Origin of the sequence: Emticicia sp. SJ17W-69 (assembly GCF_051209875.1) — a bacterium.
Lineage (GTDB): Bacteria > Bacteroidota > Bacteroidia > Cytophagales > Spirosomataceae > Emticicia.
Genome location: NZ_JBNTQY010000001.1, coordinates 147,380 through 165,309, shown reverse-complemented (window position 1 = coordinate 165,309; position 17,930 = coordinate 147,380). Strand labels below are relative to the sequence as shown.

Below are 17,930 nucleotides of genomic sequence, written 5' to 3'. Positions count from 1 at the left end.
TTATAACTCTGGACGTTAGTTTGAAACTCTAACAAATCAACTTAAAACCCTCTCCGTGCATATTCATAATTTGCAAATTTGGGTCTTCTTTGAGGTGTTTTCTTAGTTTTGTAATATAAACATCCATGCTGCGAGCGTTGAAATAGCTATCATCGCCCCAAATAAGTTTTAATGCCAAACTTCTACTAACCGACTGATTTTTATTTTGACAAAGTAGTTTCAACAACTCTGATTCTTTGGTCGTGAGTTTATTTTGTATCGGAGTGCCGCCCAAATGATTGATACTCAAACTATTGGTTTGGGCATCAAATTCATAAGCCCCAATTTGGAAGTTATGCACCTGATTATCAGGTTCTTGCTTATTGATTCTACGCAAAATCGCTTTCATACGCATCAATAATTCTTCCATGCTGAATGGCTTAGTGATATAATCATCAGCTCCAACCTTAAAGCCCTGAATCGTGTCCTCTTTCATTGATTTGGCTGTGAGAAAGATAATCGGAATCTCTTTATCCTTCATTCTTATCTCTTTTGCTAGCGAAAAACCATCTTTTTTTGGCATCATCACATCAAAAATACACATATCATAGCCGCCTTTTTCTAAGAAAAACTTGATACCTTCATCGCCATTTTTGGCCAAATCGGTCGTAAAACCTTTTGCTTCCAAATATTCTTGTAGCAACATTCCCAAATTTGGGTCATCTTCTGTTAAAAGGATTTTTGCCATTTTTTTCTTGTTTCAGACACATGCAATTTTAGACGCATGCAATTAAGACGCATGCAATGCGTCTCTACGTGTAAATATAATTTCAAATTTACTTCCTTCGCCTAATTTACTTTCGACAAAAATTTGTCCGTTGTGTGATTCAACCATTTTCTTGACATAACTTAACCCCAAGCCAAAGCCTTTTACATCGTGCAAATTTCCTGTTGGAACCCTATAAAAACGTTCAAAAATACGAGAAATTTGCTCTTTTGTCATGCCAATTCCTTTATCAGCAATGCTGATTTTCAACAAGTTATCTACATTTTCGGTGCGAATAGTTATTTCTGGATTTTCGGGCGAATATTTATTGGCGTTGTCGAGTAAGTTATAAATAATGTTGGTCAAATGCACTTCATCCGCTTCAATTGCTGGGTTTTCTGCCTCTAATTCAAGATTGACAATACCGTTTTTTTGTTCGATTTGCACACTTAAATTTGTCAATACTTGCTCAATTGTTTCATGCACATCTACACTTCCCAAACGCAGTTTTACCTCTCCTTTATCGAGCAAAGCCATTTGTAGCACCTTCTCAACTTGTGTACCCAATCGGCGGTTTTCATCTTGAATGATATTCAAATAACGATTCATTTTATTGCCATCTTTTTTCACTTCGCTATCTTTCATCACTTCCACCGCCAACGAAATCGTTGAGATTGGAGTTTTGAATTCGTGCGTCATGTTATTGATGAAATCATTCTTGATATTTGCCAGATTTTTTTGTTTCAACATGGTGCTTACCGAGCTATAAAACACCCCACCAATCATCAAAATTAGTAGAATGGAACTCAAAAAAACCGTCCACATATTCCGCAAAATAAAGTCTTGTGTATTTGGAAAATAAACATATAAAAAATGACTTTGTGGCTGTAAATCATTCGGAAAAAGGAGCATTTTATGAGCTTTTTTCAATAATTCAGGGCTATAATTGACCGCAAACGATGAAAAAATCATATTCGAGCCATTCTTTACGCCATATTGATAAGGGATCGTGATACCTCTACTCCGTAATTCTTTTTTTAACAAAGTATCTAACGTTTGTCGGTCGAGACGTTCATAAATATCTCGGCTGCCTTGAATAACATCACTAAAAACATTTCTCACTAATTCCGCCTTATTTTGGGTACGCTCATAACTTGTTTGAATATTGTGTTCTTGTCTTTTTCGAGGCATTTCTATGGCTCGGTCTATTTTATTGTTTTTCTTCGTAAATAAATTTAGCGAATCGGCAGCCTGATTATTTTCAAAGGAATAATTATATGTGACGATGCCATTTTCGTTATCAACTTTTAACTGCATATTATTGCTTGGTCGGCTTGGTCTTGCTCGACTAAGTTGAACAACTTGATGATTGATTGCCTGAATCAAATCTTCAACACTACGCTGACGCATCAACAAAGAACGAGTGGGTTGATTCAATTCATCCCAAGCTAAGTTTTGCTCTTCTAACATTTCTCTAATCAAATCCATCTGCCTTGTTGGGATTTCAAAAACAGGTTCGGCTAAGAAAATATCCGATGGTGCAATCGTAATACTTTGATTTTTAAATCTTTGTGGTAAACGAATGACTTGTGCTTGTTCACTTTCTTGGGGCTCAACATTTGCCAAAACATCACTCAAAGATGTCTGAGTTGCATCTTGAATTTGGAATTTCCTATTTCTTTTTTTCTGATTTTGATGTTTTGTAATAGCTAAAAGGCGTTTTTGTTCTTGAGCCTTCATTTGCTGATTTGCCAAAAACATTACCTCTTGTTTTTCAATTTGCTTGACTGTTGATTGCAAAGCATCATTTACATCACGATCAAACTGCTCTTTTTTGACTGAAATAGCATTTTCAATCCAATACCATTGAAAGGCGATCAAACCAATCAAAGCAAGCAACATGACAATGATAATATTACGGAAATTCATGACAGGATTTTTAAAGATTTTCAAGACAGACAGGATTATTACTTTCTATTTTGAAAATTTGAAAACTTGTAAATAAATCTGAGTGTTGCAAAGTGGAACGCCGCCCACCGCAAACTTTAATTCTTCCACGAAAATAACGCCATAAAATCTAAATTATGCCTTATTTAACACTTTTTAACACCAAACAATTTACTAACTTTACAACTTCTCAACAAAACCTTAATCTATAAAATCATGATTATAGCCCTTTTATTATGTTTATTACTCATCTTGGGGGCTACTTATGTTTGGCTTTATCGAAAAGTTTCTGCACATATTCCCGAAAACTATCCTAATGAGAAAAATCGACAACAAATAGACCATTCAAAAAAGGTGCTTGTTTGCTTTGGTGACAGCAATACACATGGCAATGTAAGCTATAATTGGGTGAATGATTTAAGTTTACAATTACTTGATTATCAAATATTTAATGCTGGAATCAACTCTGATTTAACTTATACTTTACTTCGCCGAATAGATGATGTAATAGCCTGTAAACCAGATTTTATAGCAATTTTAATAGGAACGAATGATGTGAACTCAACAATGCACATCAAAATGGAAAAGCGTTATCAGCAATTAGGTAGAATTGGCAAGGATATTTCTCCAAATTTTGAAGATTTCCAGAAAAATTATACTGAAATTATTCATCAACTTAAACAAAAGACAAAAGCAAAAATTGCGATCATGTCATTACCTGTAATGGGCGAAGATTTAGCTCATGAAGCTAATCTTCGAGCTGATAAATATAGTGCTTTTATTAAGCAATTGGCAACAAACGAGCAAGTAAGCTACATTCCTTTACGTGAAAAACAAAAGGAATTTTTACTTAAAAACCAAAAACCGCTGAAATATCATTTTGAAAAAACCTATGAATTGCTCAATTTTTCGGTTATCAGCTATTATTTATTAGGCAAAACTTGGGACGAAATAACCACAAAACACGGTTTTCAACTAACTCCCGATAATTTACATCAAAATTCAATTGCCGGTGGGATGATTCGAGATTTGGTCATATCAACCGTACCCAGCCTTTATCTTTCAGAGTAAATGTGCTACATCTTTGAGATGTGGCATACATGGAATTATTTATAGAAATTTAGATATAAAAATATGAAGCAAGTTTGTATTATTGGTGCTGGTTCTTCTGGAATTACAGCGGCAAAAGCCATGAAGGAAAAAGGTATTTCGTTTGATTGTTTTGAAAAAGGCTCAAATATTGGTGGTGTTTGGCGATTCAATAACGACAATGGCTTATCGTCGGCTTATCGAAGTTTGCATATCAATACAAACCGTGTTGTAATGGCATATTCCGATTTCCCAATGCCAGACGATTACCCGATGTTTCCACACCATTCAAATATCATCGAATACTTTGAAAAGTATGTTGAATATTTCAAATTAAGAGAGAATATTACTTTTAATACCTCTGTTGTTGATGTCATACAAAATGCAGATGGAACATATAAAGTTTCGCTTGACAATAGACAAACATTTGATTATCAATACGTTATTGTAGCCAATGGTCATCATTGGAATCCCCGCTTACCGAGTCCTGCTTTTAAGGGAGAGTTTACTGGTGAGATTTTGCATTCACATTATTATAGAGAGGCTGAGCAGGTTCAAAACAAAGATGTTTTGGTTGTTGGAATTGGGAATTCAGCAGTTGATATTGCATGTGAAGCAGCTCGGCTACATACTGGAAAAGTGGTCATTTCGACTCGAAGTGGAGCGTATATTACACCCAATTGGATTTGGAGTATACCTTTCGATAATTTGGCCAATCCGCTGACAGCAAAATTGCCACTTTGGTTACAACGTTCTTTGCTAAATGCAACACTTTGGTTGGCTCGTGGTAAACAAGAAGATTATGGTGTGCCCAAACCTAATCGCCCAGTATTGAGTGAACACCCTACACTGTCGCAAGATTTATTGAATCTTGCGGGACGTGGTTTGATAAAATTTAAGCCAAATATCAAAGAATTTCGTGGAAAAACGGTAGTTTTTGAAGATAACACAGAGCAAAATTTTGATATAATTATTTACGCTACAGGTTATAAAGTTACATTTCCTTTTCTCAAACAGTATTCAACATTTGATGTAGAAGAGTCGAATGATATACGTTTGTATAAAAAAGTAATTCATCCTGATTATAAAAACTTGTTTTTTTTAGCACTGATTCAGCCATTGGGTGCAATTATGCCTTTAGCCGAAATCCAAGCAAAATGGATTGCTAAAATCATCAAAGGCGAAAGTAAATTGCCATCTAAAGAAACCATGCTCCAATCAATTGAAGAAGACAAACAAAAGTTAATCAAACGTTACAAACAATCACCCCGACATACGCTACAAGTTGACTTTTTTACCTATAAAGAAAGCATTGAGAAGGAAATGAATCGATAAGTTGCATATCACTAAACACTAAAAATCTATAATTAAAGTGACCACGTCCCAAATACCACCTAAATATTTAACCTTAATTACTGCTGGTTTAGCATATTTATCGAATGTATTCACCGTAAATTTACCCTACGTCCTGAAAGACAGCCCTTTGATCGAATTTGGCTTCAGTAAAGTCGAACTTATTAAGGCAAATGCGAATATTTTATTTTTTCAGCATTTAGGTATTTTAATTGGAGCCGTAGTTTTTGGTATGATGGCCGATAAAAAAGGGAGATTATTTTTACTTTTCACCTCTGTTTTTGTCTATTCAATCGGAACTTTGGCCGGCGGCCTTTCTCACAATTATTATATTTTTGTTGGTTTTAGATTTATCGTTGGTTTGGGACTTGCTGCTGAACTTGGTATTGGTTTAGTACTAATCAGTGAAATATTCCCTCAAGAAAAACGTAGTATTGCTGTACTTTTCATTGCTTTAATGGGCTTTTTGGGTATGTTTTTAGTAGCAGCATTAGCACGTCATTTTTATTGGAGAAATCTATATTTAGTAGGTGGAATCATCAGTTTTCTTATCATGTTATTTCGTTTTGGCACTTTTGAGTCTGATATTTTTTTAGCAATAAAAAATGAAGATAAAAATAAAGTAAGCATCTTCCATCTTTTAAAAAACAAAAAATTCAAATACCTAATTTTGAGCATTTTACCTACTTATTTGATCACTGCAGGCTCTATTTTTATTGGCACCTTTATCATAAAAAAATACAATTTGGTATTCGATGGTAGTACGATGATTGTCTATTTTTCAATCGGTTCTTTTTTGGGGTTTATAGGTCTATCTTTTTTGAGTAAATACCTAAAAAGTCGAAAAAAAACTGTAACCATTTGTATTATCTCTATGATGATTTGCTCAACTATTTTTGCCTTAAATAGTTTTAAATTACCTTATATTATCCCAATACTAAATGTTGCTATTGGTCTTTTTGCTTCTTATATTTTTGAATTATTGACAATCACAATGGAGCAATTTGGTACTAATTATAGGGCATTGGCAACTACATTAGTGTTTGGTATTGGTCGATCTTCGGTCGTTATTTTTTCGATTCTTATTCCCATATTCGATAAAGCAGTTTTTAATAATTACCTTTATACTTTACTTACTTTAGATGTTATTATTTTTGGTATAGCTTTGTGGGCAATCAATCAAATAACAGAAAATTACAATCGTGATTTACAATTTACAGAATAGTACTTTATAATGCCTAACGAGTTTATAATCAACCAATTACCATCCAATAAAATCTTGCTTGATAGTAAAGAATATCATTTTTTTAGTGGTACTTCTTATTTAGGTATGAATCAAGACGAAGACTTCAAAAAGCTTATAATTGAGGGAATGAATCACTACGGAATGTCGTTTGGCAGTTCACGTAACGGTAATTTACAATTAGATATTTACGATCAAGCCGAAGAAAAAATGGCTCGCTGGGTTGGAGCTGAAAAAGCACTTACAACATCATCGGGAATGCTGGCGGGGCAAGTTGTTGCACAATATTTAAAAACACAAAATGCTACTTTTTTTTATGCACCACACAGCCACTCAGCCAATTTTCATGAACCTAATATCACTCTTCCAAATCTTAGTTTTGAAGCATGGGCCACAACAATCAGGCAACAAATTTTCGAGAAAAATGCTCCACATTCAGTAATCGTTTGTAATTCTTGCGATGCCCTCAAATTAAGTCCTTATCACTTTGATTGGGTGGCTCAACTACCTATCAGTCAGGCAATTACATTAATCATTGATGATTCACATGGCTTGGGAATTACAGGTAAAAATGGCTCAGGGATATTTCAGCAAATAGTTAATACCTCAAATGTTAGATTAGTGGTTGTCAGTTCACTACATAAGGCAATGGGCATTGCGGGCGGTGTAGTTTGTAGTGATTATGATTTTATTGAAGCATTGCGACATACAGCTTTTTTTGCATCATGCTCACCCATTGCTCCAGCATATTTGTATGCGTATATGTATGCGGACAAAATTTACGAAAGAAATTTGATAAAATTACGGTCAAATATTCACCGATTTAACTCACAAATGGGTGTGGTTGGGAATAATTCCGATAATCAGCTCTTTCACTATCTTCCTAACTACCCAGTTTATTATACTTTAAAAGATGATTTGTATAACTTTTTATTCGATGAGGGTATATTTATTTATAGTTTCGCCTACCCGATAAAAACAGGAAAACCCAATACCAGAATTGTATTGAGTGCTTGGCACAAAGAAGAGCAAATTGATTTTTTAGCTGATAAATGTAAAGAATTTATTCCAAATAAAGATTAATAATTACTCATTTATGACCGCTGTAACAGTGTAACCTTTTTGACGGAGTAGATTAATAACTCCCCTCTCTCCAGCTAAATGAGCTGCACCCACAGCAAAAAAAGTAGATTTTTCCTGACTAATTTTAGGTATTTTCTTTACCCAATATTTATTTCTTCTATCAAGCAATAGGTATTCATAACGTTCTGAGTAAGCATTTGATGAAGATTTTACCAAGGCGTTTATATTTTCCTCTTTATATTCTTTCAACATCACTTGAAAAGACTCTTGCATTTTTTCAAAATCTTTGATGTAACCTAATAGCATATCTGCCTGTTTGCGTTGAGAAATCTTCTCAAAAACTGATAATTGGTCTTGTAGTGTTTCTAAACCAAAAATATTTTTATTTTGCTTATATGCCATTTCCACAAAATGCTTTTCAACAGAAATCGGTTGATTGCAACCAATCATTGGAGAATAAGTATATGATAGCAAATAAAAAGGCTTAATCATACCCAACATATCAATCGAATAGCCCGTACGATCTTTGAAAAAACTTGCTAATTGTTCGTAATCATTGGCTTTTAGAAGATTCTTTAAATGTGTATTGCTTGCCATTGAGCGTTGCATTTGGGCAGAAAGCTCAGGATCATCTAAATCTAATTCAAGATATAATTGTTCGGTCTTATTAAAGGCTGTTTTCGTAGTAGCTGATATTTTTAAATCATCGGGACAAATGACATGAATTGTACCATATAGATAAGATGACTTTTGCAAGCCATTCCCTGAAATTTCCCATAAAAGAGTTTTTTCATTTGGCTCTTGTCCCAGCGACAACAATGGCAGCAAACAAAATATGAGATAACAGCATATCTTTTTCATAGATGTATCGAAAGCGTGATAAATACACTTTCTCAACAACCATGCCACAAGTTCAATACACTCAAATCCAAATGTATCTAATTGACTATAAAGCGATTAAACTTTTATTTTGCATTCAAAATCAAGCTCAAATTTTCTTGTGCTATTTGATTGCTTGGGTCAAGTGCAACCGCTTGTTTGAGGTCGGCAATTGCCCCAGCTTTGTCTTGTAAATTAAATTTTGCAATACCCCTATCGGCGTAATACGAACCAGGATTTCCGTCTGTATTTTCAATCACATACGTATAATCTTCAATTGCTTCCTTAAATCTTTTCATTTTAAGAAAGGCGTAGGCTCGTGAGCCTCTGATTTTATAAAGTTTATCATGCGATGGCAAAGACATTGACTTATTATAATCCTCAATAGCTTTTTCAGGATTAATTTCGACAAGTGTAACACCACGATTATAATAAACATTTCCAACGGTAGAATCAAGCGAAATAGCTTTATCATACATTTGCAGCGAGCGACTAATATCTTTTTTTAAAGCATAAACATTCGCCAAAATTTCATACGTATGATAGCTGTTTGTATTTATCGCTAATGCTTTTTCTCCAAATTCTTGTACTTTATCAAACTGTCCTTGTCGGCCATATTCATCGGCCATTGATTCTAAAATACTATTATCGTTGGGGTAATTTTTGTAAGCATTGCTCCAAAGGCTAAAATTATCTTTCCAAATTTTGATTTGTTGCGTAGTTAGAAACATGCAAAAAATACCAAAAGTACTACCTATAATTAATAAAAGTGTTGGTTTTTTGAGGTATTCGTCCAATCCATAAAAAATCATGAAAAATAAGCCAATATATGGCAAATAGGCATATCGTTCGGCCATAAAGGCCTTTCCAACTGATAAAAATTGTAATACCAAAATGATTGTTGCCAAGAAGAAACCCCAACCAAAGAAAATATATCTTTTACGACGATAAGACCAAAGCATTACGGCTATGGAAGCCATAAAAAAAGCAATTGCTAAAAAATATTTTGGATTAGTTGCACTTCCAGAGACCGGATAAGGATGTAAATTCGACAAGCCAAAAGGCAAAATTGCCATTAAATGATATTTTAAATAGCCAAATAATGGATATGCAATTCTTTCCAAAACTGAAAACGGGGGAATTGATAATGCCTGATTCTTTTGTTCCATTGTTAGTAAGCCGTAGAAATCACCGCCTGCTTGTACATTGACAGAAATTAAACCAAAAATCAAAGCTATAGCAAAAAAGCTTATTTTTTCTAAAAGATTTTTAGGTGACAGCCATTCTCTTCCTTTCCAATAATCAATCAGTAACAAAACGATTGGTAAAGGCACTGCCATTGCTTTCGACAAACATGAAAAAACAAACAGTAATAAACTTATTATCAACCATTTAGTTTGACTATTTTCTCGAAATTTTAAATAACTTATACAAGAAAGTAAAAAGAAAAAAACATATAAAACATCTTTTCGTTCGGCAATCCATGCTACTGATTCTACGTGCATTGGGTGTAAGCCAAATATCAAAGCAGTCAAAAAAGCGACAATTTTATTTCCATCCGTCAGTTTTTGAATAAATCTAAAAACCAACAAAGTATTTATTGTATGAATAATAACATTTGTTATGATAAAAGAACTCGCCCCTTTACCAAACAAAAGCACATTCATCGCCAATGAAAGCATTGTAATTGGATGGTAGTTGAGTGCCACAATGCGAGTAAGTATCAATTTAAGATTTGCTACTGTAGGATTTAACACCAAACCATTGTTTGTGACATAGTGCTGGTCGTCCCATTCAACAAAACCATTTTTGAAAGCACCAATGTATGCGATAAAAGTGAGAAAAGCCAAAGCCACAAGTAAGATAGTTGGATTAATACCAGAGGAAACAGTTGCTGTTGATTTTGGTTGAATCGTTGGCTTTGAAGTAAGATTTTTAGTGGGTTTATGTTGTTTTGACATTTTATAAATACTTAATAGTAAGCAAAGTATCTTCTTTGTACGACGGAGTGCCTACTCCGTCTAGCTGAGAACACGAAAAGACGGAGTAGGCACTCCGTCGTACAAAAAATTTAGCCAATCAGCCAAATCATATCTTCTTCATGACCTTGTTCTTTCCACTCTACCAAGACTCGCTGTGTATCGAGCGTATTTACTTTCATACCTGTATAATCGGGTTGAATGGGTAAATCTCGTTCATAACGACGATTGATGAGGCATAATAGCTCTACTTTTTCAGGTCTTCCAAAGGCTTGCATGGCATCAATAGCAGCACGCACCATTCGTCCAGTAGCCAATACATCATCAATTAAAATTACCTTTTTGTTTTCAATTACAAAAGGAACTTTAGTTTCATTAGGCTTGAGGGGGGTATCTCTTCTACGAAAATCGTCTCGAAAAAATGTTGCATCCAAATAGCCCAGTTTTATATCAACACCTGTAACAGCTTTTAATTTTTGTGTGATACGCTCTGCCAAGAAAATTCCTCTTGGTTGCAGCCCCAAAATGACTGAATTTGTAAAATCACCATGGTTTTCAATCAACTGTTGACATAAGCGATTGAGTGTAATGTCAAGTAGCGGATTGCTAAGAATAAGTCGTTTCATAACCCTAAATAATGCTGAATGAAAATTGTTGAATGATTCGATCAACTTTAAAATCGAATGAGGCAAATGCCATGTATATTCAAAATCTAAATACTTTGGTTCAAGTTTTAAATTGTAAAACTAAGCAATAGATGTGCTAATTGCATAAAAATTAAGAACTTTGCAGAAAAAATTATTTTAAAATAACAGGTTTTCAGCAATCGGCTTTGATTATCAATTATTGAAACAGCAATTTTAGTCAAAAACGACATGTCTATCATCTAAAACCTAATTCCTAAAATCATGAAATATTTAATTGCTGGGCTTGGTAATATTGGCCCCGAATATGCTTTTACTCGCCACAATGTAGGTTTTATGGCACTCGACCGTCTTGCTGCTCAACAAGGGTTTTCATTTAAAATGGAGAGGCTCGCCTATATTGGTGAATTCAAGTATAAAGGCAAACAAATCTATTGTATCAAGCCTACTACTTATATGAATCTAAGTGGAAACGCCATCAATTACTGGTTACAAGCGTTGAAAATCCCTGTTGAAAACCTTTTGGTTATCTGCGATGATTTGGCCTTGCCATTTGGTAAATTACGTATGAAAACCAAAGGTTCGCATGGTGGACAAAATGGTTTACGTAATATTGAAGAAAAATTAGGCACTCAAAACTACACACGATTACGCTTTGGTATTGGTAATGATTTTGCTCGTGGTCGACAAGTCGATTATGTCCTAAAACCCTTTGATGAAGACGAAATGATTCAGTTGGTCGCAAGATTAGACCGTGCTGACGAAATAATTTTGAATTTTTGCACAATTGGTGTAGAGAGAACAATGAATTTTTACAACGAATGATTGTATTATTTCAAGAATTTTTACTTTTATCAAATTTAGAACATTGTATAAGTTGCACTTTTTTTATACATATTTTATTTGGAAATATACATTAAAAACATACTTATATTTTGATTTATGTTAAAATATCGAAACTTTTTAAGAACAATATTTGGCTGACGACCATAGACAATATTTGGATTGTATTATTTTTTGCTATACATTTGTATCGTTATCCACAAAGAAAATAGAACAAAACAATGAAACATTCATTAAAAACCGTTATATTTGCATTAGTATTCGGGTCATTCATGACTTCTGCAAATATTGTTAAAGCAAATGACCGTGATTCAGCCAAGAGTGAAGTAATATTGGTAAGAGGTGCTGAAGTAAATTTCGCAGACTTTATGTCTAAAAAAGCGAAAAAATTTGTAAAGACCGAAGATTGGAATATTTTTACAGAAATTGTTACTTTATATAATGTATCACCGTCTAAGTTTATGTCGGTAAATGCAGAGAAAAAAGAAGCATTCAATGAAGCTGTCAAAAGTATTGAAGCAAAATTAAATAAAGTACGCGGCGAGGAAGCGAAAGTTTGGAAGAAAAAGGTAACAACAACCGCCGCTGTAATTAAAGTTTTGTGGAATTACCAATCAAACGTTGAGTCGATTGAAACTGAACAAGTAGAAACGCCAGCCGTTATCGAAATGTTAGGTCGATAAGACTCAATTTTAAAGAGAATATTAAGTTTTCATAGTTTAATAGGTTAGGGTTGAATAGATGGACGCTTACCCCACTGCTTCTGGCGGTGGGGTCAAGTTTTTTTAGGGGGTATAGGAACGTCAAACCTACCGAATAATGTTATCATAAAATACGTCCAAATTTTATCTGTCTTTTTTACATTATTTCACATGCGTAAACTTTTCTTCATTAGCCTATTATTATTTGGATGCAATGAATCATCCAGTAATGAAAATACCCCAAAATATTACTATGATTTAGCAGGGTTTATTAATCAACAAATCTCTCAACTATCTAAAAATCAGCCAATTACATGGAAAAATCTTTTGATTGGAGAAAAAACTGAAAGTATCCAAACTAAAGATATTGATTGGAAAAAAGAATTGGAGCTTTTCTTGCAAGCTGATCTCAATAAGCAATCGTATCAGTTGAGCTATACTAAAGATAGTACCCAAAACAAAGTTGTTTATCAGCTAAAAAAGGGAGAAAATTTGCCTGTAAAAGTTTTGAAAATTGAATTTGACCAAGAAAACTCACCCAAACATATCGATGCATTGATACAAGTAGCAAACTATTTATACAAATCTGAGAAGAACCTTTCGATGGATTTGGACAAAAAACAATTAAAAAACTACCAAATTAAAGGCTGGCAAGAATTGTTTATTGGGCAGAAAAAAAATTTTAAGATGATAGGAGTTGTTGGAAAATAATGCAAGAGTTTTTTAATTTTCGATATAATATAGTCTAACATATTTGGTTTTAATCAGACTAATTTGGACTAATGTCAAATGTTGATATAATATTTTTCATTGGTTAATGCCGCTTACTACTTATCATAAAATATTGATAATAAAGTATTTACAAAAAAGGCTTCAAGTAAAATTTTACTTGAAGCCTTTTTTATTACTATATAAGTTGACTTAATAATCACCTCCAGCACCACCTCCACCAAAGCTTCCACCACCAAAGTCGAAGCCTCCACCTCCACCACTGCTACTTCCGCCAGACCAACCACCAGATGAACTTCCCCAACCTGTGTAAGTAGTATAAGGTACAAATCCACCACCACGACCGCCTCTTCCACCACCACTTTTTCGCATAAAATAGATAACTACGGCGATTAATATCAAAAAGATGATAATCCCTACCCAACCATCACCCTCATCCTCTGCAGGGTCTGCCTCAAACTCTCCTGATTCATATTTGATAATATCATCTATTGCAGCATTAAGTCCTTCATAGTATTGCAATTGCTTGAAACGAGGTTTTATCGTTTGCTCTATGATACGCTTGCTGCGAGCGTCGGTCAATCCCCCTTCAGCTCCATAGCCTGTGGCAATATAAATTTTTCTATCGCTCGGGGCCCATAAAAGCAAAATCCCATTATTTTTGTCTTTTTGACCAATTCCCCATGCTCTACCCAACTTTACGGCGTATTCATTAATATCATAAGGTTGTACGCTTTTAACAATTACAATAGCTACTTGAGTAGAAGTAGAATCTTGATAGGCCCTCAATTTCTGCTCTAATTGGTCTATTTGGCCTTGATTTAATAAACCCCCAACAAAATCATTAACAAATCGGGCAGGATTTGGTTTTTGGGGAATATCCTGTGCAGAAGCAATATTCTGGAGGAAAAAAAGGAATATGAAAAGTTTCTTGAGCATTGACAAGAGGAATTACGATTTACGAGGTAAGACTTACGAATTGTTTGACTTAACGACTACGATTTCTCAGTATAACAATCTGACTATAAACGCATTACATTTTAAGTAAATTTCCACTATTCAATCGTAATTCGTCAATCGTAATTCGTAAATTTTTAGACTATGGTATAGGTTCAGTCGAAATATCGTCTGGAATTTCATTCACATCATCATTCTGATAAGGGAAATATTTTTTCAGTTGCTCGCCCGCCTCTCTAATACCCATTTGTAAACCTTCGCTAAAACTTCCTTGCAAGAAATATTGTCGAAGAGTATCACGGGTACTTTCCCAAAAATTAGGAGGAACAACCTTGTCAATACCCACATCACCCAAAACGGCAAACTTTCGGTCACCGTGTGCTAAATAAAATAAAACACCATTCCTTTGAGCAGTTTTATGAAGGCTTAAATAAAGAAATACTTCTTTGGCTCGTTCAAGCGGGTCGGTTTTGGGACATGATTCTTCCACATGAACTTTTACCTCTCCTGAAGTATTGAGTTCTGCATGCTTAATAGCAGCAACAATTTTTTCCTTTTCAGCTTCTGAAAAAAACATTTCTTGGGTAATTTTATTTAGTCCACAATCAATTGACGATGGACGATAGTCTAAATAAGAGAATTGTTTAATAAATGGATTCTAAAATTGTATTGCATAGAAAAACTTCTATGCAATACAATGATTTAAAATGCCTATTCTAAAAGTTTAGAACTTAACTGCTGGAGCAGATTGAGCAGAATCTGATGCTTGGAAAAAGCCTTTTTCAGCAAAACCAAATATCTTTGCAAAGATTACGGTCGGAAACGATAAAGCCGAAGCGTTGTAGGTTTGTACAGAAGCATTAAAATCATTTCGAGCTACTGCTATACGGTTTTCAGTTCCTTCTAATTGAGATTGGAGTTCAAGGAAGTTTTGATTTGCTTTCAAGTCAGGGTATTTTTCAACAGAAACTAATAATCTACTCAAAGATCCACTTAATTGGTCTTGGGCAGCCTGAAATTTTTGAATATTTTCTGGAGTCAAATCATCTGCTTTAAGATTTACCGCTGTAGCATTGGCACGAGCTTGGATAACTGCTGTCAATGTACTTTTTTCAAAATCGGCAGCACCTTTTACAGTGTTTACCAAATTTGGAATCAAGTCAGAGCGACGTTGATAAGCTGTTTGTACGTTTGCCCATTTACCTTTTACGTCTTGGTCTTTTCCTACCAAGCCATTGTATGAGCTACATCCGTACATACCAAAAATTAGTAAGATACCAACGATGATGAGTGTGCTTTTATTCATTTTTTTTATTGCGGTTTTTTGTTATTGTTTAAAATTTTGTTCAAATGTAATGATTTGAAAATAATATGCAAGTGGCTAAATGTTATAAATGGATTAAAAACTCGGCAAACGGATAAATTTGATGTCGAATTTATTATATTTTAGTCTTTTTTGTGCTTTTATTGCGAAAAATAAAAAATCAAAACGTTATTTTTCCAACCAAAGATTTACATAATCTCCGTTTTTATCATATTTATCAACTTGGGTTTCAATATTAAAATATCTGTTTTCACGAGGGTCATTACCCACCCCAGCTATATAGTTCCAGTTTCCCCAGTTGCTACATACATCATAGTCGATTAGTTGACTTTCAAAATAGCTTGCCCCCCAAGTCCAGTCAATACCCAAATCTTTTGTTAAATAACTTGCCACATTTTGTCGACCACGATTCGACATGAAACCTGTCAACTGTAACTCTTTCATATTTGCATCAACAAATGGCACACCAGTTTCGCCATTGATCCATTTTTCAAAATTAGGTTTATCTTGCTTCCACTCCGATAGCAAATCATTTTTTACACCACTTATTTTGAAAATTCTTGTCCCATATTTTAAGGCAACAAAGTGAAAATAATCTCGCCAAATTAATTCAAAAATCAGCCAATATGTTGATTCGTTTGAAACAACTTCTTTTTCATACTTTTTAACTTCTTCATAAATCTTACGAGGTGAAATACACCCCAAGCTCAACCAAGCTGAAAACTTGGAAGAATAGTCTCCTCCAATGAGTTGATTGCGGGTTTGTTTATAGTTTCTCAATAAATCTTTTTGCCAGATATATTCATTAAGCCTATTCAGAGCATTGCTTTCTCCGCCTTCAAAATTTAAAACTGTACGATTGTCATGTTTTACTTCTTCATCAAAACCTAAATCTTTCAAAGTAGGTATTTCTCCTAAGTCACTTTCATTTGTCAATGCAGGAAGCTGCTCAGGGGCAGCAAACGTAGTCCGAATTTTTGCTGAAAGTTCTACTTTTTTTCTAAAATCAGTAAAAACATCAGGTATATAATTGATTTGAAAAGGTAAATCACGGGCATGATAGAGTGTAGCAATCCAAATTAGCTCTATTTCGATATTGAGTGGCTTGATTCTTTTTGATAATTTCGCCTCAACGGTAGTTTCTTCTTGTGTAACCTCTTTACTGGCATATACGGCCGCAGCTTGCCATTCATCGGCCATTTTTGTTAGGATTTCCTCTGGTTTTCCAACTCGTATGATTAAATCCGAGCCTATTTTACGTAGATTTTTTCGTAAATCCTCAACAGATTCTAATAGAAATTTTGCTCGAAATGCCCCTGTTCTTTTGAATCCATAAGGGGTTTCTTTGAACTGCCTTTCATCAAAAATATAAACAGGTATCACATTTCCTGCTTTTGTAGCTTTTAATAATGCTTCGTTGTCGTGTAATCGTAAGTCGTTTCTGAACCAGAAAATAATATTTTGCATAAAATCGAATTAATGTTGTTGCAAAATTAACGGTTTTTCTTGCGACTTTGTTTAAGATTTTAAACTCAATTACAAGTATATTGATATGCTACATCTAAAACAGTTTTCTTTTCTCCCTTTGTGACGGTTTTTACTCCTTTTGATGGCAAACCATATTTATTATATTCATAGCTAATGTTAGTGGCTTCATCGAGTTTACCATTATCGTCATAAACTTTTACTGAAGTTGGGTTGTTTTTTCCAAAATAAGCAAAGAAATTATTGGCCAAACCTACAAACCCCAAAGCCATTGTCTGATAACCGTCTGGATAAAACTGAGCTTTTGTGTCGTAACTTACACCTTCAAATACCAACAACTCTGGCTCTCCTTCTATTTTGGTGAAAACTTTTGATACATTTCCCCCAGTATATTCAACTCTTGTGGTTGCCTTTAGTTTATAGCCAAAAATATCTAAACTGGTATTAATGCTTGTGATATTATCTCCTGCATAAACAAAATCATTTATCTGAAATTCATATCCTTTCACCGAAGTCTTCGCTTTAATAATTTTGCCAGAAGCAGCATCATATTGAAAAAGAACGGTATAGGTTTCTTCAGGCCTTGGAGTAGAAATCTCCATTTTTTCGATTTGATTTTTATTATTATAGGTAAATGTAGTGCCTACTTCTTCACCTTCTTTATTGACAATCCGTTTGATTCGGCTGAGTGTATATTCAAATGAATAGAGTGGCGTACCTGTAGTTGTATTGATATTTTTCAGCGGACATTTTGCCAGTTGCTCCAATTGCTGAGGCGATATGTCTTTATTACTTTTTTTACAAGAAATTACGCTCGCAAAAACAGCAATCAAAGCGAAGGAAATGATGCGTTTCATAAGTGTTTGTTTTGATATTCCAATAGCTAAACACTTAATTTAGAGCAAAAAACGTGCCTATTTGTAGTACGA

The 17,930-nt window shown here is 34.2% G+C and carries 17 protein-coding genes; 7 read left to right on the top strand and 10 right to left on the bottom strand.

Translation table 11 applies throughout. The features are described 5' to 3' along the window. Nucleotides 1-28: 28 nt before the first annotated feature. Complete coding sequence (locus tag ACQUQZ_RS00705) at nt 29-727, bottom strand: response regulator transcription factor (protein ID WP_435352663.1); 699 nt, start codon at nt 725-727, stop codon at nt 29-31. 42 nt (nt 728-769) lie between these two features. Next, a complete protein-coding gene (locus ACQUQZ_RS00700) occupies nt 770-2,674 on the bottom strand; it encodes a sensor histidine kinase (RefSeq protein ID WP_435352661.1) in 1,905 nt (634 codons plus the stop codon). Nucleotides 2,675-2,908: 234 nt separating this feature from the next. On the opposite strand from ACQUQZ_RS00700, the gene ACQUQZ_RS00695 reads away from it, so the two are divergent. The 4 genes from ACQUQZ_RS00695 to ACQUQZ_RS00680 all read left to right on the top strand — a co-directional run bounded on the left by ACQUQZ_RS00695 (nt 2,909) and on the right by ACQUQZ_RS00680 (nt 7,460). After that, nucleotides 2,909-3,763, top strand: a complete 855-nt coding sequence (locus ACQUQZ_RS00695) for an SGNH/GDSL hydrolase family protein (RefSeq protein WP_435352660.1) — start codon at nt 2,909-2,911, stop codon at nt 3,761-3,763. Between the two features lie 63 nt (nt 3,764-3,826). Continuing rightward, complete coding sequence (locus ACQUQZ_RS00690) at nt 3,827-5,116, top strand: NAD(P)-binding domain-containing protein (RefSeq protein ID WP_435352659.1); 1,290 nt, start codon at nt 3,827-3,829, stop codon at nt 5,114-5,116. 37 nt (nt 5,117-5,153) lie between these two features. Continuing rightward, nucleotides 5,154-6,359 carry an MFS transporter gene (locus tag ACQUQZ_RS00685; protein WP_435352658.1) on the top strand — a complete coding sequence of 402 codons (1,206 nt, stop codon included), beginning with the start codon at nt 5,154-5,156 and terminating at the stop codon, nt 6,357-6,359. A gap of 9 nt (nt 6,360-6,368) precedes the next feature. After that, complete coding sequence (locus tag ACQUQZ_RS00680) at nt 6,369-7,460, top strand: aminotransferase class I/II-fold pyridoxal phosphate-dependent enzyme (RefSeq protein ID WP_435352656.1); 1,092 nt, start codon at nt 6,369-6,371, stop codon at nt 7,458-7,460. Nucleotides 7,461-7,463: 3 nt separating this feature from the next. Here the strand turns inward: ACQUQZ_RS00680 and ACQUQZ_RS00675 are convergent, their stop codons facing one another. The 3 genes from ACQUQZ_RS00675 to pyrR all read right to left on the bottom strand — a co-directional run bounded on the left by ACQUQZ_RS00675 (nt 7,464) and on the right by pyrR (nt 10,944). Beyond that, nucleotides 7,464-8,321: a TraB/GumN family protein gene (locus ACQUQZ_RS00675; protein ID WP_435352655.1), complete on the bottom strand. Its 858-nt coding sequence runs from the start codon at nt 8,319-8,321 to the stop codon at nt 7,464-7,466. 104 nt (nt 8,322-8,425) lie between these two features. After that, nucleotides 8,426-10,300: a glycosyltransferase family 39 protein gene (locus tag ACQUQZ_RS00670; RefSeq protein ID WP_435352653.1), complete on the bottom strand. Its 1,875-nt coding sequence runs from the start codon at nt 10,298-10,300 to the stop codon at nt 8,426-8,428. Between the two features lie 110 nt (nt 10,301-10,410). Next, entirely contained in the window at nt 10,411-10,944 is a 534-nt protein-coding gene (gene pyrR, locus ACQUQZ_RS00665) for a bifunctional pyr operon transcriptional regulator/uracil phosphoribosyltransferase PyrR (protein WP_435352652.1), read from the bottom strand. A 282-nt stretch (nt 10,945-11,226) separates the two neighbouring features. Here pyrR and pth point away from each other — a divergent pair, with 282 nt between their 5' ends. The 3 genes from pth (at nt 11,227) to ACQUQZ_RS00650 (ending at nt 13,217) form a co-directional block, all read left to right on the top strand. Continuing rightward, a complete protein-coding gene (gene pth / locus ACQUQZ_RS00660) occupies nt 11,227-11,787 on the top strand; it encodes an aminoacyl-tRNA hydrolase (protein ID WP_435352650.1) in 561 nt (186 codons plus the stop codon). 239 nt (nt 11,788-12,026) lie between these two features. After that, complete coding sequence (locus ACQUQZ_RS00655; protein WP_435352648.1) at nt 12,027-12,488, top strand: hypothetical protein; 462 nt, start codon at nt 12,027-12,029, stop codon at nt 12,486-12,488. Nucleotides 12,489-12,677: 189 nt separating this feature from the next. Then, nucleotides 12,678-13,217, top strand: coding sequence for a hypothetical protein (locus tag ACQUQZ_RS00650; RefSeq protein ID WP_435352647.1), 540 nt, complete (start codon nt 12,678-12,680; stop codon nt 13,215-13,217). 210 nt (nt 13,218-13,427) lie between these two features. On the opposite strand, the gene ACQUQZ_RS00645 is transcribed toward ACQUQZ_RS00650, so the two are convergent. The 5 genes from ACQUQZ_RS00645 to ACQUQZ_RS00625 all read right to left on the bottom strand — a co-directional run bounded on the left by ACQUQZ_RS00645 (nt 13,428) and on the right by ACQUQZ_RS00625 (nt 17,858). Then, on the bottom strand, nt 13,428-14,174 hold the full coding sequence (locus tag ACQUQZ_RS00645; RefSeq protein WP_435352645.1) for a TPM domain-containing protein: 747 nt from the start codon (nt 14,172-14,174) through the stop codon (nt 13,428-13,430). A gap of 160 nt (nt 14,175-14,334) precedes the next feature. Next, complete coding sequence (locus ACQUQZ_RS00640) at nt 14,335-14,769, bottom strand: TPM domain-containing protein (protein WP_435352643.1); 435 nt, start codon at nt 14,767-14,769, stop codon at nt 14,335-14,337. A gap of 147 nt (nt 14,770-14,916) precedes the next feature. Further along, on the bottom strand, nt 14,917-15,498 hold the full coding sequence (locus ACQUQZ_RS00635; protein WP_435352642.1) for a LemA family protein: 582 nt from the start codon (nt 15,496-15,498) through the stop codon (nt 14,917-14,919). Between the two features lie 186 nt (nt 15,499-15,684). After that, entirely contained in the window at nt 15,685-16,983 is a 1,299-nt protein-coding gene (locus tag ACQUQZ_RS00630; protein WP_435352641.1) for a DASH family cryptochrome, read from the bottom strand. Nucleotides 16,984-17,048: 65 nt separating this feature from the next. Further along, nucleotides 17,049-17,858 (bottom strand): hypothetical protein, encoded by an 810-nt coding sequence (locus ACQUQZ_RS00625; RefSeq protein WP_435352640.1) that lies wholly within the window; start codon nt 17,856-17,858, stop codon nt 17,049-17,051. Nucleotides 17,859-17,930 lie beyond the last annotated feature (72 nt).

What these genes read in the sequence shown, in the direction of transcription:
- ACQUQZ_RS00705 (WP_435352663.1), bottom strand. Translation starts at nt 727, where the DNA reads ATGGCAAAAATCCTTTTAACAGAAGATGACCCAAATTTGGGAATGTTG.
- ACQUQZ_RS00700 (WP_435352661.1), bottom strand. Translation starts at nt 2,674, where the DNA reads ATGAATTTCCGTAATATTATCATTGTCATGTTGCTTGCTTTGATTGGT.
- ACQUQZ_RS00695 (WP_435352660.1), top strand. Translation starts at nt 2,909, where the DNA reads ATGATTATAGCCCTTTTATTATGTTTATTACTCATCTTGGGGGCTACT.
- ACQUQZ_RS00690 (WP_435352659.1), top strand. Translation starts at nt 3,827, where the DNA reads ATGAAGCAAGTTTGTATTATTGGTGCTGGTTCTTCTGGAATTACAGCG.
- ACQUQZ_RS00680 (WP_435352656.1), top strand. Translation starts at nt 6,369, where the DNA reads ATGCCTAACGAGTTTATAATCAACCAATTACCATCCAATAAAATCTTG.
- ACQUQZ_RS00675 (WP_435352655.1), bottom strand. Translation starts at nt 8,321, where the DNA reads ATGAAAAAGATATGCTGTTATCTCATATTTTGTTTGCTGCCATTGTTG.
- ACQUQZ_RS00670 (WP_435352653.1), bottom strand. Translation starts at nt 10,300, where the DNA reads ATGTCAAAACAACATAAACCCACTAAAAATCTTACTTCAAAGCCAACG.
- pyrR (WP_435352652.1), bottom strand. Translation starts at nt 10,944, where the DNA reads ATGAAACGACTTATTCTTAGCAATCCGCTACTTGACATTACACTCAAT.
- pth (WP_435352650.1), top strand. Translation starts at nt 11,227, where the DNA reads ATGAAATATTTAATTGCTGGGCTTGGTAATATTGGCCCCGAATATGCT.
- ACQUQZ_RS00655 (WP_435352648.1), top strand. Translation starts at nt 12,027, where the DNA reads ATGAAACATTCATTAAAAACCGTTATATTTGCATTAGTATTCGGGTCA.
- ACQUQZ_RS00650 (WP_435352647.1), top strand. Translation starts at nt 12,678, where the DNA reads ATGCGTAAACTTTTCTTCATTAGCCTATTATTATTTGGATGCAATGAA.
- ACQUQZ_RS00645 (WP_435352645.1), bottom strand. Translation starts at nt 14,174, where the DNA reads ATGCTCAAGAAACTTTTCATATTCCTTTTTTTCCTCCAGAATATTGCT.
- ACQUQZ_RS00640 (WP_435352643.1), bottom strand. Translation starts at nt 14,769, where the DNA reads ATGTTTTTTTCAGAAGCTGAAAAGGAAAAAATTGTTGCTGCTATTAAG.
- ACQUQZ_RS00635 (WP_435352642.1), bottom strand. Translation starts at nt 15,498, where the DNA reads ATGAATAAAAGCACACTCATCATCGTTGGTATCTTACTAATTTTTGGT.
- ACQUQZ_RS00630 (WP_435352641.1), bottom strand. Translation starts at nt 16,983, where the DNA reads ATGCAAAATATTATTTTCTGGTTCAGAAACGACTTACGATTACACGAC.
- ACQUQZ_RS00625 (WP_435352640.1), bottom strand. Translation starts at nt 17,858, where the DNA reads ATGAAACGCATCATTTCCTTCGCTTTGATTGCTGTTTTTGCGAGCGTA.